Here is a 13,459-nt window from a genome sequence, read left to right on the forward strand (position 1 = left end):
GGTGGCATCATCGCGAACATGGAACTGGTCAGCCTCGAGCGCGTCCAGGAGGCTCGTAAGCTCCTGGAGGGCATCACCCGCCTCACCCCGATGGAGCACGCCCGCGACCTGCGGCGGCTCCACGGCGGCCCGGTCTACCTCAAGTGCGAGAACCTGCAGCGGACCGGCTCGTTCAAGATCCGCGGCGCCTACACCCGCATCCACGGGCTGAACGCGGAGGAGCGGGCCTGCGGCGTCGTCGCGGCCAGTGCCGGCAACCACGCCCAGGGCGTCGCGCTGGCGTCTTCGCTGCTCGGGATCTCTTCGACGGTCTTCATGCCCCTGCGCGCGCCGCTGCCGAAGCTGGCCGCGACCCGCGGTTACGGCGCCAACGTGCACCTGTACGGCGCGGTGCTGGAGGAGACGCTGGCCGAGGCGATCGCCTTCTCCGAGAGCACCGGTGCGGTGTTCATCCACCCGTTCGACCACGTCGACGTGATCGCCGGGCAGGGCACTGTCGGCCTGGAGATCCTGGAGCAGGTGCCCGGCGCGAAGACGGTGCTCGTCGCGGCGGGTGGCGGGGGACTGGTGGGCGGCGTCGCGTCCGCGGTGAAGGCGCTGCGCCCGGACGTTCGCGTGGTCGGGGTGCAGGCCGAGGACGCCGCCGCGTTCCCGCCCTCGCTGGCCGCCGGTGCGCCCGTCCGGCTGAGCGAGCTGCACACCATGGCCGACGGGATCGCCGTCGGCCAGCCGGGCCCGGTCAGCTACGCGCACGTCTCCTCGCTGGTGGACGACATCGTCACGGTCACCGAAGAATCGCTGTCCCGCGCCGTGCTGCTGTGCCTGGAACGGCGGAAGCTGGTGGTCGAGCCGGCCGGCGCGGCGACGGTGGCCGCGCTGCTGCAGCACCCGGGCGCCTTCGAACCGCCGGTGGTCGCCATCCTGTCCGGCGGCAACGTCGACCCGGTGCTGCTCCAGCAGATCATCCAGCACGGCATGACCGCCGGCGGCCGTTACCTGAAGCTGCACCTGCGCGTGCCGGACCGGCCGGGTTCGCTCGTCTCCGTGCTCGGCAGCGTGAAGGACCTGGGCGCGAACGTGCTGGACGTCGAGCACTCCCGGATCTCGGGCAGCCTCGCCCTGGGCGAGGTCGACGTCGCGCTGGCCCTGGAGACCCGCGGTCCGGAACACTGCCTGGCCGTCGAGGCCGCGCTGGCCGACGCGGGGTTCACCATCGTCTGAGCTGTGTCCTGAGTGGACGATTTACCTGCCGTCCACTCAGGACGGTCTAGGGCGGCGGAGGGCCGAACGGCCCGCTCGCGACGTTTCCGTCACGAGCGGGCCGTTCGCCGCAGGGAGTCCCGGCGGCCGGGAACCGCCGCCGGGGCCGGGCGGGATCAGAGGTTCCCGCGGCGCTCCTGCTCACGCTCGATGGCCTGGAACAGGGCCTTGAAGTTGCCCTTGCCGAAGCCGAGCGAACCGTGGCGCTCGATGAGCTCGTAGAACACCGTCGGGCGGTCACCGATCGGCTGGGTGAAGATCTGCAGCAGATAGCCGTCCTCGTCGCGGTCGACGAGGATCTTGTGCTCCTTCAGCGTTTCGATCGGCACCCGCACCTCGCCGATCCGCGCGCGCAGCTCCGGGTCCTCGTAGTAGGAGTCCGGGGTGTCGAGGAACTCGACGCCGGCGGCGCGCATCGCGGTGATCGTCTGGATGATGTCGTTGGTGGCCAGCGCGATGTGCTGGCAGCCCGCGCCTTCGTAGAACTCCAGGTACTCGTCGATCTGCGACTTCTTCTTCGCCACGGCCGGCTCGTTGAGCGGGAACTTGACCCGGTGGTTGCCGTTCGACACCACCTTGCTCATCAGCGCCGAGTAGTCGGTGGCGATGTCGTCGCCGATGAACTCGGCCATGTTCACGAAGCCCATGACGCGGTGGTACCAGTCGACCCAGTAGTCCATCTTGCCGAGCTCGACGTTGCCGACGCAGTGGTCCACGGCCTGGAACAGGCGCTTCGGCGCACCCTCGGGACGCTGGACGGCGCTTTCGCGCGGCTCGTAGCCGGGCAGGTAGACGCCGTTGTAGCGCGACCGGTCGATCAGCGAGTGGCGGGTTTCGCCGTAGGTGGCGATCGCGGCCATCCGGACGGTGCCGTGCTCGTCGGAGACGTCGTGCGGCTCCTCGAGGACGGTCGCGCCCTCCGCGCGGGCGTGCGCGACGCACTTGTCGACGTCGGTGGTCTCCAGCGCCAGGTCGATGACGCCGTCGCCGTGCCGGCGGTGGTGGTCGAGCAGCGGGGAGTCGGGCTGCACGCCGCCGGTGATGACGAAACGGGCCGAGCCCGACTTCAGCACGAACGACTTGCGGTCGAAGCGCCCCGTCTCCGGGCCCGAGTACGCGACCAGGCGCATGCCGAAGGCGACCTGGTAGAACCAGGCGGTCTGCGTCGCGTTGCCGGCGACGAACACCACCGCGTCGAGGGACTTGACCGGGAACGGGTCGGCCGCCGCGTCGTGGTCGACCAGGCCGACGAGCTGGCGGAGCTGGTCGTAGCTGACGTCGTCGAGCGCGCTCTGCGGATCCAGGGTGTTGGTCATGTCAGGAAGCATCCGTGGTGAAGGGCAAGTTGAGCAATGGTCATCGATTACGCTGGACAAGATGACCACTGGTACTGCTCGGTCCAGGGTCATCCTGGACAACCTGCGCAGGGAGACAACGATGCTGGACTCGCTCGACGCCCGGCTCCTGCTGCTGCTCACCGACTCGCCGCGGCTGGGGGTGCTGGAGTGCGCGCGCCGGCTCGGCGTGGCCAGGGGCACGGTGCAGGCCCGGCTCGACCGGCTGACCGAGCGCGGCGTGCTCGGCGGCTTCCCGCCGGAACTGGACCTGGCGGCGATGGGCTACAGCCTCACCGCGTTCGCCGTGCTGGAGATCGCGCAGGGCAAGCGGGCCGGGGTCGCCGAGGCCCTCGCGGCGATCGACGAGGTGTGCGAGGTGCACGCGACCACCGGCCAGGGCGACCTGTTCGTCCGCCTGGTCGCCCGCGACAACGACGACCTGCAGCGGGTGATCGACGACGTGGTGGGCGTGCCCGACGTCCTGCGCACCTCGACCTCGATCGCCCTGTCGACACCGGTGCCCCCGCGCGTGCGCCCGCTGCTGGAGCGCACCGCGCGGCAGGACCCGGTCTAGCTTGCTGCCAGTGCACGGCCGGACCACCTCGAAACGGGGCGGCTCAAGCAGTTCCGTGCGAGGCCGGGCCGGACGAGCCCGGAGCTTTCCGCACTTTCCACGACCCGTAGGCGGGGCCTGGCGATTCGGCACTCACCCCGGACCGGCTGAACGCGCCCGGCCCGCGAAGGCCGGGCGCACCGGGCGGCTCAGGCTTTGATGTAGGGCACGGCCTTGACCAGGGTGACCTTCTGGATCTTGCCGTTGGGCAGCTCGTACTCGCGGGCCTCGCCCTCCTTGGCGCCGAGCAGGGCCTTGCCCAGCGGCGACTCCGGGGAGTACACGTCGATCCCGCCCTCGGCGCCCTCTTCACGGGTGGCGAGCAGGAACTCCTCCTCGTCGTCGTCCCCGTCGTAGCGCACGGTGAGCACCTTGCCCGGACCGGCGGTGCCGTCGTCCGCGGGCGCCTCGCCGACCTTGGCCGAGCGCAGCAGCTCCTGGAGGTAGCGGATGCGCGCCTCGGCCTGGCTCTGCTCCTCGCGCGCCGCGTGGTAGCCGCCGTTCTCCTTGAGGTCGCCCTCTTCGCGGCTGTCGTTGATCCGCGTTGCGATGACCGGACGATTCTCGATCATTTCGTCGAGCTCGTGCTTGAGCCTGTCGTAGGCATCCTGGGTCAGCCAGGTCACCTTGGTGTCGCTCACGGTCACCATCTCCTCGTCGGGCCTGCCAGGCTTGGGTGTGCAAGCCGGCCACCGCGCGGGCAAGGATTGCCCGCGCGGGGTGAGATAAAGGAAAAACACGGCCCGCCTCGGGCCGTGCTGGTGTGTCAGCCTATCACGGCAGAACTGTGCGCCGCCGGTCAATTCCTCCGTGACGAGGTCACTCGCCGCGCACATCACCCCGTTGGCCGCTACGAGGTTGACATGTACCGCGGTATCTCGTAGGAGCAGCCGTAGACGTCGGCGGTCACCGGTGGTCCGATGCTCTTCACCACCGCGCTCACCCGGCTGTGCCCGGCCCCGGCGGGGACCAGGACTTCGCGACGGCCGCTTTCGGCGCCCGCCCGGTCGCGCACGCGGACGACGCAGACCCCGGCCTTGTCGGGGTCGTCGCGCGTGACGTTGATGGTGATCTCCATCGCGTTGCCCGGCCGGTTCTCGAACGCGACGCGCTCGGCGTCGATCGGGGCGTCGCCGAGGTTGACGTAGGCGACCCAGGCGATCACGCAGCTCACGAGCACCGCGACGACGGCGAACAGCCACCGCCGCCAGCGCTTCGACCCGTCCGTGCCGGCCGTGCCGTAGCGGTCCGCGAGCGGGGCCGGACGGGCGCCACCCCCGGTCGTCACGACGTCTCCGGTCTGCAAATCCGGGCCTCCGGTCGTTCTTGTCGTACCCGTGGGGACAATGGGGGGCGGGGCCGACGGCGGGCACCACCCGCTGTCGAGTATCCGCGAGCCGGCCCGGCCTCGCGGACCCGGGGCGGGGTACTGAGGAATAAAGGCACACGAAGGGGTCGTTCCGAGCATGGTGCGAGCTGACGAGCTGACGAACGACGGCAACCGGAACCTGCGTCTCATGGCGGTGCACGCGCACCCCGACGACGAATCGAGCAAGGGCGCCGCCACCATGGCCAAGTACGTGGCCGAGGGCCACGAGGTGATGGTGGTGACCTGCACCGGTGGCGAGGCCGGCAGCATCCTGAACCCGGCGATGGACCGGCCGGACGTACTGGCCAACATGGCCGAGGTCCGCCGGGAGGAGATGGCCCGCGCCGCGAAGATCCTCGGGGTGAGCCACCGCTGGCTCGGCTTCATCGACTCCGGACTGCCCGAGGGCGACCCGCTGCCCCCGGTGCCCGAGGGCTCGTTCGCCGTGGTGCCGCTGGAGGAGTCCACCGAGGCGCTGGTGCGGGTGATCCGAGAGTTCCGCCCGCACGTGATCACCACCTACGACGAGAACGGCGGCTACCCGCACCCGGACCACATCCGCACCCACCAGGTGTCGATGGCGGCGTTCGACGCGGCGGGCGACCCGGACCGGTTCCCCGAGGCCGGCGATCCCTGGCAGCCGCTCAAGCTCTACTACGGGCACGGCTTCTCCCGGGCCCGGCTGACCGCCTTCGACACGGCGCTCAAGGCGGCCGGCCAGCCCTCGCCGTTCGAAGAGTGGCTGAAGTCGTGGGGCCCGGACCGGCCCGACATCATGGAGCGGGTGACGACGCGCGTCGAGTGCGGTGAATACTTCGAGGTGCGCGACGAGGCGCTGAAGGCGCACGCCACGCAGATCGATCCGACCAGCCGCTGGTTCGTGGTCCCGCTCGAGATGCAGCGCGAGCTGTGGCCGACCGAGGAGTACGAGCTGAACCGCTCCCTGGTGGACAGCACCCTGCCGGAGGACGACCTGTTCGCCGGCATCAAGGAGAAGGTGAGCCCATGAGTTTCGCGCTGCCGGCCGTCGCGGTGGTCCCGCTGACGGCGTCGGCCCTGTTCCTGGCCCAGCAGCCGGACAGCGGGGACAACGGCGGCCAGGGTGAGGACTTCGGCAAGTCGTCCCCCGTCGGCCTGCTGGTCCTGATCCTGTTCCTGATCGCCGTCGTCTTCCTGGTGCGCTCGATGAGCCGGCACCTGAAGAAGGTGCCGGCCAGCTTCGACGCCGAGGACAAGGCGGCGGAGCCGGAACCGGCCCCGGCGCCCGAACCGGCCGAGGCCAAGCCGGCCGACACCCCGAGCGCGAGCCCGTCGAAGACCGACTGACCCCCGCGCGGTCCGGCCGCACCGCCGATCCGCGCGGGTGACACCCTGGTCACCATGCCCAACCGACTCGCGGACGCCACCAGCCCGTACCTGCTGCAACACGCGGACAACCCCGTGGACTGGCACCCCTGGGGGCCCGAGGCGCTGGCCGAGGCGGCCCGGCGGAACGTGCCGATCCTGCTGTCGGTCGGGTACGCCGCCTGCCACTGGTGTCACGTGATGGCGCACGAGTCCTTCGAGCACGAGGCCACCGCGGCGCTGATGAACGCGAACTTCGTGAACATCAAGGTCGACCGCGAGGAGCGGCCGGACATCGACGCCGTCTACATGGCGGCCACGCAGGCGATGGCCGGGCAGGGCGGCTGGCCGATGACCTGTTTCCTCACACCCGATGGCGAGCCGTTCCACTGCGGCACCTACTACCCGCCCACGCCGCGGCCCGGGACCCCGTCGTTCAGCCAGCTCCTGGTCGCCGTGGCCGAAGCCTGGACGGAGCGGCCGGAGGACCTGCGCGAAGGGGCGAAGCAGATCATCGGCCATCTCACCGAGCAGGGCGGGCCCCTGCCGGAGTCCGTGGTGGACGCCGGAGTGCTGGCCGCCGCGGTGAAGAAGCTCGGCAGTGAGGCCGACGGGGTGAACGGCGGCTTCGGCGGCGCGCCCAAGTTCCCGCCGTCGATGGTGCTGGAGTTCCTGGTGCGCCACCACGAGCGCACCGGCTCGGCGGAGGCGCTCGCGCTGGCTGAGTCGGCGGCCGAGGCGATGGCCCGCGGTGGCATCCACGACCAGTTGGCCGGCGGCTTCGCGCGGTATTCGGTGGACGCCGGGTGGACCGTGCCGCACTTCGAAAAGATGTTGTACGACAACGCTTTGCTGCTGCGGGTGTATGCGCACCTGGCCCGTCGCGGCTCGGCTTTCGCCCGGCGCGTGGCCGAGGGGATCGCGAGGTTCCTGGCCACCGACCTGCGCACTTCACAGGGTGGCTTCGCGGCTTCGCTGGACGCGGACACGGACGGCGTCGAGGGCCTGACCTACGTCTGGACTCCGGAGCAGCTGCATTCGGTCCTCGGGGCCGAGGACGGCGCGTGGGCGGCCGGGCTGTTCGGCGTCACCGAGGCCGGCACCTTCGAGGAGGGCGCTTCCACGCTGCGCCTGCTCCAGGACCCCGATCCCGAACGGTACGAGCGGGTCCGGCAGGCGCTGCTGGCGGAGCGGGCCACGCGCCCGCAACCGGGCCGGGACGACAAGGTCGTTGCGGCGTGGAACGGTCTCGCGATCACGGCGCTGGCCGAGGCGGGCGTCGCGCTGGACCGGCCACGGTGGGTCGAGCTGGCGCAGGACGCCGCCACCCTGCTGCTCGACGTGCACCTGGTCGACGGCCGGCTGCGGCGCAGCTCTCGCGACGGCGTCGTCGGTGGTTCCGGCGGCGTGCTGGAGGACTACGCCGCTCTGGCCGACGGCCTGCTCGCGCTGCACCAGGCCACGGGCGAGCCGCGATGGCTCACCGAGGCCACGCGGCTGCTCGATCTCGCGTTGGCGCACTTCGCCTCGGACACCGCACCCGGCTCGTACTTCGACACCGCGGACGACGCTGAAGCCCTGGTCCAGCGTCCCTCCGATCCCGCGGACAACGCGAGCCCCTCGGGCGCGTCCGCGCTGACGGGGGCTTTGCTGACGGCGTCGGCGCTGGCCGGGCCCGAACGGGCCGCTCGCTACCGGGATGCGGCCGAGCTGGCCCTGCGCCGCGTCGGGCTGCTGGCCGCGCGGGCGCCGCGGTTCGCCGGGCACTGGCTCTCGATCGCGGAGGCCGCGCAATCGGGCCCGGTGCAGGTCGCGGTGGTCGGCGCGGGTTCCGAGCTGATCGCCACCGCCGCCCGTCACATCCACGGCGGCGGCGTGGTGCTCGGCGGCGCGCCGGACGCGCCCGGGGTGCCGCTGCTGGCCGGCCGCCCGCTGGTCTCGGGGGAGCCGGCGGCGTACGTCTGCCGCGGCTACGTCTGCGACCGCCCGGTGACCTCGGCCGAAGACCTGCTGGCCCGGCTGCGCGGCTGAGTTTCCGCCCCTGGTGAACACCACCCTGCTATGACCGTATCCGGCGTAGCGTCGGTTACGTTGTAATCAAGTAATCGAAGAATGGTGGGGCGCATGAGGCGAGAATGGAAGGGCCGCGGCGGGTCCCAAGGAGAAGCGCCGTCGGCGGAAGACGCGGCCGCCTGGCTGGGCGGGCGCCTCCCGGACGGCTGGTTCACGGGGGCGCCGGAGGTCACGGCCGACCGCGAGGAGATCGTCATCGTGGGCGAACTGCCCGCGCTGACCGGCGAGTACGCCGACGACGCGGCCCGCGCGGCCGCCGAGGACGGCCGGATCAGCCGCTTCCGCGAGGAGACCCGCGAGGAGCGCATCGAGATCGCCCGCCAGGCCGAGCACCGCTACCAGCGGAAGGTCGCCTGGGGCGCGCGGCTCGGCGGTACGAAAGTCCTGTTCACCACCTTGTCGGCGCCGGTGATGACGCGCCTGCGGCAGCCGGAGCGCCTGATCCTCGACACCCTCGTGGACGCCGGCGTGGCCCGCTCCCGCTCCGAAGCGCTGGTCTGGGCCGTCCGGCTGGTCGGCGAACACGCCGACGCCTGGCTCGCCGATCTCCGTGAGGCGATGACCAAGGTGGACGACCTGCGGACCAAGGGGCCCGACCTGGGCTGAACGGTGCGGGTGAAGGGGGCTCTCGGGCGTAACGAGGGTCCCCTTCGCCACGCTGGTGTCAGCGTGAGCCCCGAGCCCGGTCCACTTTCCCCGGCCGAGGACCGGCCAAACGATCGAGTCTTCCTTCTCACCTCGACCTGCGCCGATCCGCGGCCTGGGGCAGGCTTACCGGCGAGTAGCAACGCAGCCGCATGGAGGAGCCGTGGACATCCCTGCCGTTCCAGCCAAAGTGGACCCGGGCGCGCTGACCGCCGTCCTGGACGGGCGATGGGCCGAGCTCCGGCGCGGTGTGCGCACGCAGATGGCGGTCGAGGGCTTCCGCGACCCGGTGGACATCGACATAGAGGCCCACCGCGCACAAGTGCTGGAAGACCTGCGCAAGCTGGCGAAAACGGACCGTCCGGCGCTCGGCTTCGACTCGGCGTACGGCGGCGGTGACGACGTCGGCGGCTCGGTGACGTCGTTCGAGATGCTCGGCTTCGGCGACCTCTCGCTGATGGTCAAGGCCGGCGTCCAGTGGGGTCTGTTCGGTGGCGCGGTGCAACTGCTCGGCACCGAGCGCCACCACGCGAAGTACCTGCGCGGCATCATGGATCTCGACTTCCTCGGCTGCTTCGCGATGACCGAGCACGGCCACGGCTCCGACGTCCAGAACCTGCACACCACCGCGACCTACGACCCGGCCACGCGCGAGTTCGTGGTGCACAGCCCGGATCCGGGGGCCACCAAGGAGTACATCGGCAACGCGGCGCGCGACGGGCACCTGGCCGTGGTCTTCGCGCAACTGGTGACCGGGGGCGAATCCCGTGGGGTGCACGCCTTCCTGGTGCCGATCCGCGGAGCCGACGGCGAGCCCCTGCCCGGGGTCGAGATCGAGGACTGCGGCCGGAAAGCGGGTCTCAACGGTGTCGACAATGGACGGTTGACGTTCGAGCGGGTGCGGGTTCCGCGCGAGGCGCTGCTGAACCGCTTCGGTGACGTCGCGGAAGACGGTACGTACTCGAGCCCGATCGAAAGCGACGGCCGCCGCTTCTTCACCATGCTCGGCACGCTCATCCGCGGCCGGATCAGCGTCGGCGGCAGCGCGGCCAGCGCCACCAAGCGCGCGCTCGCGCTGGCGATCCGCTACGGCGAGCAGCGCCGCCAGTTCAAGCGCCCGGACGGCGACGAGGTGGTCGTCCTCGATTACCTGGGCCACCAGAGGAAACTGCTGCCCGCGCTCGCGAAGACCTACGCGCTGCACTTCGCGCAGGAGGAGCTGGTCGCGAAGCTGCACGACATCCCCTCGGACGCGCCGGAGGAGGAGCAGCGCGAGCTGGAGGCCCGCGCCGCCGGCCTGAAGGCGTTCAACACCTGGCACGCGACGCACACGATCCAAACCGCGCGCGAAGCCTGCGGTGGCGCCGGTTACCTGTCGGAAAACCTGCTGGCCGGTCTGAAGGCGGACACGGACGTGTTCACCACGTTCGAGGGCGACAACACGGTCCTGGTGCAACTGGTCGCGAAGGGGCTGCTCACCCAGTACAAGGAGCACTTCGAGGACCTGAGCCCCCTGGCGACCGCGCGGTTCGTGGCCGAGCAACTGGTGGGCGCGGTCATCGAACGCACCCCCGCCCGCCGCGTGGTGGAGCGCCTGACCGAATCCGCCGACGCCGACGTGCTGTTCGACCGCGAATGGCAGCAGAAGCTGTTCGAAGACCGCGAGGAGCACGTGCTGGAGGGCGTCGCGAACCGCCTGCGCAAGGCCGCGAACGACCCGTTCGGCGTGTTCAACGCGGCCCAGGACCACGTCCTGCGCGCCGGCCGCGTCCACGTCGACCGCCTGGTGCTGGACGCTTTCACCCGCGCGATCCCATCCTGCCCGGACCCGGACGCGAAGACCGTCCTGGACCGCGTCTGCGACCTGTACGTCTTGTCCGCCATCGAGGAGGACCGGGCTTGGTTCCTCGAGCACGGCCGCCTGACCGCCTCCCGCTCGAAAGCGGTGACCGCAGCGGTAAACGGCCTGTGCGCCGAACTACGCCCGCACGCGCGAGCCCTGGTGGACGCCTTCGCGATCCCCGAGCACTTCCTGGCCGCGCCGATGCTGCAGAGCTGAGGCTGGAGCGGGTCTGGACGCGGTTTTTCCCGCAGCTAAGCGTACATGGCCAGCCAGATCGCGATGATCTGCTCTCGGCCTCTTCTCGACCTGGGCTCTGGCGGCTTGTAGGTGCCCTGAGCTGCGGTTTTACCTGTCATCAGTTCTCGCGGTTGCCCGCCTGTTTCTGACCTCTGACGGCCTGGAGACGGCCTGGCGACCGATGCCACACCCTGCCCTGCATCCCGATACGAAGCCTCCACGCGGCCGGTGGTGCCGGGTCAAGACACGCTTCATCGTCTTGACGCGGTGCTACCGGCCGTTGTCACGATCAGGCGTCGGGATGGAGGTCTCTCACGACGATGCGTAACAGGGATCGAGGCACGAACGACCCGTCTGTCACAGCTGCTCGCAGAGGAGGCCGACGTTGACTCTGGGGACCCGTGTGCCGCCGCCGCGCGGTGCTGCGCCAAGTGAACCGCTGGCGGCCGCACCACCTGGCCGGCGGGCGAAGCGGAGCGGCAGCCCGCCGTGTCGGAAGCGGATGCGGCCGCCCAGGCGAGGGGCTACGTAGGCGACAGGCGCGCCGCCACCGGCGGCGCGCCCTTGATTCCATAGAGCCAAGTTCGGCAGGCATAGTTGAATAGTTTGGAGACATGTTGCAAACGATTGGCGAACTGGGAAAGTTTCTCCGCGCCTCTGAGATTTCCTTGAAGTTGGTGAACGAAGACGTCAAGGCCTTGGATATTGAGCCAACTTCCCCTGAGGGTTATGTGTGGCCGAACCTGCATTCGTGGAAGTCATTGGACGACGCGAGAGTAATTCTAATTGAGGCGGCAGGTGCCGTAGGCAAAACCGCTGCGGCTGCGTCGCTTGCTCAGTTCCTCCATTGGCCCTTGATCAACGCGGCGCAAGCTCAGGTCGGTTCTTATTCGCTGACGGGGCTTCTGCACGACGCTTTTGGGCTTGATTCGACTTTCTTAAGTGACCTGGTATGCGGTAGAACGGGTGTGATCGTTGACGCCTTGGATGAGGCGCATCTTCGAGCGGGAACTACAAACTTTCAGGCATTTCTTGAGAATGTTAGTAAGATAGCAGATCGACGTCACACTGACTTGCCGAATATTGTTTTATTATCAAGGCCGGATACGGCCGACCTTGTGCGTGCTTCCTTTGAAGAGGTTGGAACTCCGGTCACCTCTGGCACAATCGACTTTCTTACCTACGATCAAACATGCGGCTTTATTTTGTCTTATATGCAGCGGAAAGCTCGCGAAGGTTCCTCCGGTTATTACGGGGTCGCAGAAAAGCATCCGGAAAAATTTGCCGAGATGCGCGACATGAAAATGGCCGAGATTGCTTCGGTCTTGCTTGGAGAGGAAGTTTTAACTGTTGAGAGTAACTGGTCTAGTGTTAGAGGATTCTTAGGTTACGCTCCGGTTATTTCAGTTATCTGTGAGTATCTCGCTGTGGGAAATCCGCAGGCGATAATAAAGAGAGTTGAAAATAGTCTGGGAAGCACGAGGTCGGTCCTGCTGCAGATTATCTCGAACCTTCTTGAGCGTGAGCAGGAAAAATTTATGAAGCAGGTCGGCGCGAAGCTTGATGCCGAAGTTTCCGTCTCTGAAGAATGGCTGCAGAGAGATTCGGCATACTCTCCATCAGAACAGGCTATTAGGCTGGTTTCACGAACGCTCGACTGGCCAATGGTGGTCGCTCCTCCTGCTACGCTCCCGGGGTCCATCCGACAGTCCTACGAGGGGCATGCAGGTCAGTTCATTGCTGACCATCCATTCTTGGCCGGTCGCGAGCCGGTCAATATCGTATTTTCTGACTTCATCGCCGCAAAGGCTGCGGTCGATTTGGAGTGTTCAAAATATTTGAAAATCGGACGAAAAAATGTTAAAAACCTCGGGCCGTTCTTCTATGAGTTCGTGCATGAATTTGCAGCGAAGGCCGCGGAAGATTCTTACCCGACTATTGATGAGGCTCTAGTTCAGCAGGTAGTCGCCTCTCATGCACAATCTGTGGATGCTCGTAGTGACGGTCAGGTTGTATATGTTCAGAATAATGATAGCGCTCAACTTATGATACCTCGAATGTACGAGGATTCATTTGGTGGAATGTTTTTCGAAATTTCCGGATTGTCTGGCTTGTTGGAATTTCAAGGACAACTGTCGAGAATGCTTGTGGCCACAGACGGGGGCGTAGGCGTATCGTCTGATGATCAGTTTTTGATTGGTCCGAGAACTACCATTATCTGCAAAGAACTTATTGTAGACGCGCCAATAATTTCGATCGCGTCGACTAGGGGGAGGAGTCGGGATGTTACGCTCGTAATCGCGGACGAAATGCAAGCTACGACGAATCTTTCGGTCGACTGCAGGGATCCTAAGGCTTTTCGCATCTTTGGAAGTAGCCTCTTTCCAACTCTTCTTCCTTATTGTGTTCAGGATATGAGCGCAGAGGAGGCAGTATACGGCGCGGGCTATGTGGATCTTCTGGGTATAATACGCGTCTTTCGTCGCAGTATCCAGCATGGACCATCCGTGTTTGTCGATAAGCTCGACAAACGGGTGATTGGCAGTAATGAAACAAAGAAAAAGCTAATCTCATCGCTCATATTCCTTGGTATTGTTGCGCGAGATGGGGTACATTATAGGCTCGACCTGGAAAAGCTTGGTTCGCACGGTATTTCGATGAGTGATATTCTGGCGGGAAATCCTACTAAGAATATCGCCAGCTTCATTAGAATGCTCTTGAGTTTGCAGTAGTGGCCA

11 protein-coding genes are annotated in these 13,459 nt (G+C 67.4%); 8 read left to right on the forward strand and 3 right to left on the reverse strand.

The features are described 5' to 3' along the window. Window positions 1-18: 18 nt before the first annotated feature. The gene (ilvA, locus tag NYF13_RS11155) at window positions 19-1,221 is read left to right on the forward strand and encodes a threonine ammonia-lyase (protein WP_315656130.1); all 1,203 of its coding nucleotides are present in this window, start codon (window positions 19-21) and stop codon (window positions 1,219-1,221) included. A 155-nt stretch (window positions 1,222-1,376) separates the two neighbouring features. Here the strand turns inward: ilvA and hppD are convergent, their stop codons facing one another. Next, entirely contained in the window at window positions 1,377-2,576 is a 1,200-nt protein-coding gene (gene hppD / locus NYF13_RS11160; protein ID WP_315656131.1) for a 4-hydroxyphenylpyruvate dioxygenase, read from the reverse strand. Between the two features lie 121 nt (window positions 2,577-2,697). On the opposite strand from hppD, the gene NYF13_RS11165 reads away from it, so the two are divergent. Then, entirely contained in the window at window positions 2,698-3,171 is a 474-nt protein-coding gene (locus tag NYF13_RS11165; protein WP_315657306.1) for an Lrp/AsnC family transcriptional regulator, read from the forward strand. Window positions 3,172-3,359: 188 nt separating this feature from the next. Here the strand turns inward: NYF13_RS11165 and greA are convergent, their stop codons facing one another. Next, window positions 3,360-3,860, reverse strand: coding sequence for a transcription elongation factor GreA (greA, locus tag NYF13_RS11170; protein ID WP_315656132.1), 501 nt, complete (start codon window positions 3,858-3,860; stop codon window positions 3,360-3,362). A gap of 200 nt (window positions 3,861-4,060) precedes the next feature. Beyond that, a complete protein-coding gene (locus NYF13_RS11175) occupies window positions 4,061-4,498 on the reverse strand; it encodes a DUF4307 domain-containing protein (protein WP_315656133.1) in 438 nt (145 codons plus the stop codon). 178 nt (window positions 4,499-4,676) lie between these two features. Between NYF13_RS11175 and mca the strand changes: the two genes are divergently transcribed. The 6 genes from mca to NYF13_RS11205 all read left to right on the forward strand — a co-directional run bounded on the left by mca (window position 4,677) and on the right by NYF13_RS11205 (window position 13,453). Then, window positions 4,677-5,588 (forward strand): mycothiol conjugate amidase Mca, encoded by a 912-nt coding sequence (mca, locus tag NYF13_RS11180; protein ID WP_315656134.1) that lies wholly within the window; start codon window positions 4,677-4,679, stop codon window positions 5,586-5,588. Further along, window positions 5,585-5,905 (forward strand): hypothetical protein, encoded by a 321-nt coding sequence (locus NYF13_RS11185; RefSeq protein ID WP_315656135.1) that lies wholly within the window; start codon window positions 5,585-5,587, stop codon window positions 5,903-5,905. The genes mca and NYF13_RS11185 overlap by 4 nt, the downstream gene beginning before the upstream one ends. A 54-nt stretch (window positions 5,906-5,959) precedes the next feature. Beyond that, entirely contained in the window at window positions 5,960-7,954 is a 1,995-nt protein-coding gene (locus NYF13_RS11190; protein WP_315656136.1) for a thioredoxin domain-containing protein, read from the forward strand. Between the two features lie 93 nt (window positions 7,955-8,047). Next, the gene (locus NYF13_RS11195) at window positions 8,048-8,602 is read left to right on the forward strand and encodes a hypothetical protein (RefSeq protein WP_315656137.1); all 555 of its coding nucleotides are present in this window, start codon (window positions 8,048-8,050) and stop codon (window positions 8,600-8,602) included. 202 nt (window positions 8,603-8,804) lie between these two features. Beyond that, window positions 8,805-10,700, forward strand: a complete 1,896-nt coding sequence (locus NYF13_RS11200) for an acyl-CoA dehydrogenase (protein ID WP_315656138.1) — start codon at window positions 8,805-8,807, stop codon at window positions 10,698-10,700. 635 nt (window positions 10,701-11,335) lie between these two features. After that, window positions 11,336-13,453: a hypothetical protein gene (locus NYF13_RS11205; RefSeq protein ID WP_315656139.1), complete on the forward strand. Its 2,118-nt coding sequence runs from the start codon at window positions 11,336-11,338 to the stop codon at window positions 13,451-13,453. The last annotated feature ends 6 nt before the right edge of the window (window positions 13,454-13,459 follow it).

It is taken from the genome of Amycolatopsis sp. PS_44_ISF1, from assembly GCF_032335455.1.
Taxonomy (GTDB): Bacteria; Actinomycetota; Actinomycetes; order Mycobacteriales; family Pseudonocardiaceae; genus Amycolatopsis.

What these genes read in the sequence shown, in the direction of transcription:
- ilvA (WP_315656130.1), top strand. Translation starts at nt 19, where the DNA reads ATGGAACTGGTCAGCCTCGAGCGCGTCCAGGAGGCTCGTAAGCTCCTG.
- hppD (WP_315656131.1), bottom strand. Translation starts at nt 2,576, where the DNA reads ATGACCAACACCCTGGATCCGCAGAGCGCGCTCGACGACGTCAGCTAC.
- NYF13_RS11165 (WP_315657306.1), top strand. Translation starts at nt 2,698, where the DNA reads ATGCTGGACTCGCTCGACGCCCGGCTCCTGCTGCTGCTCACCGACTCG.
- greA (WP_315656132.1), bottom strand. Translation starts at nt 3,860, where the DNA reads ATGGTGACCGTGAGCGACACCAAGGTGACCTGGCTGACCCAGGATGCC.
- mca (WP_315656134.1), top strand. Translation starts at nt 4,677, where the DNA reads ATGGTGCGAGCTGACGAGCTGACGAACGACGGCAACCGGAACCTGCGT.
- NYF13_RS11185 (WP_315656135.1), top strand. Translation starts at nt 5,585, where the DNA reads ATGAGTTTCGCGCTGCCGGCCGTCGCGGTGGTCCCGCTGACGGCGTCG.
- NYF13_RS11190 (WP_315656136.1), top strand. Translation starts at nt 5,960, where the DNA reads ATGCCCAACCGACTCGCGGACGCCACCAGCCCGTACCTGCTGCAACAC.
- NYF13_RS11195 (WP_315656137.1), top strand. Translation starts at nt 8,048, where the DNA reads ATGAGGCGAGAATGGAAGGGCCGCGGCGGGTCCCAAGGAGAAGCGCCG.
- NYF13_RS11205 (WP_315656139.1), top strand. Translation starts at nt 11,336, where the DNA reads ATGTTGCAAACGATTGGCGAACTGGGAAAGTTTCTCCGCGCCTCTGAG.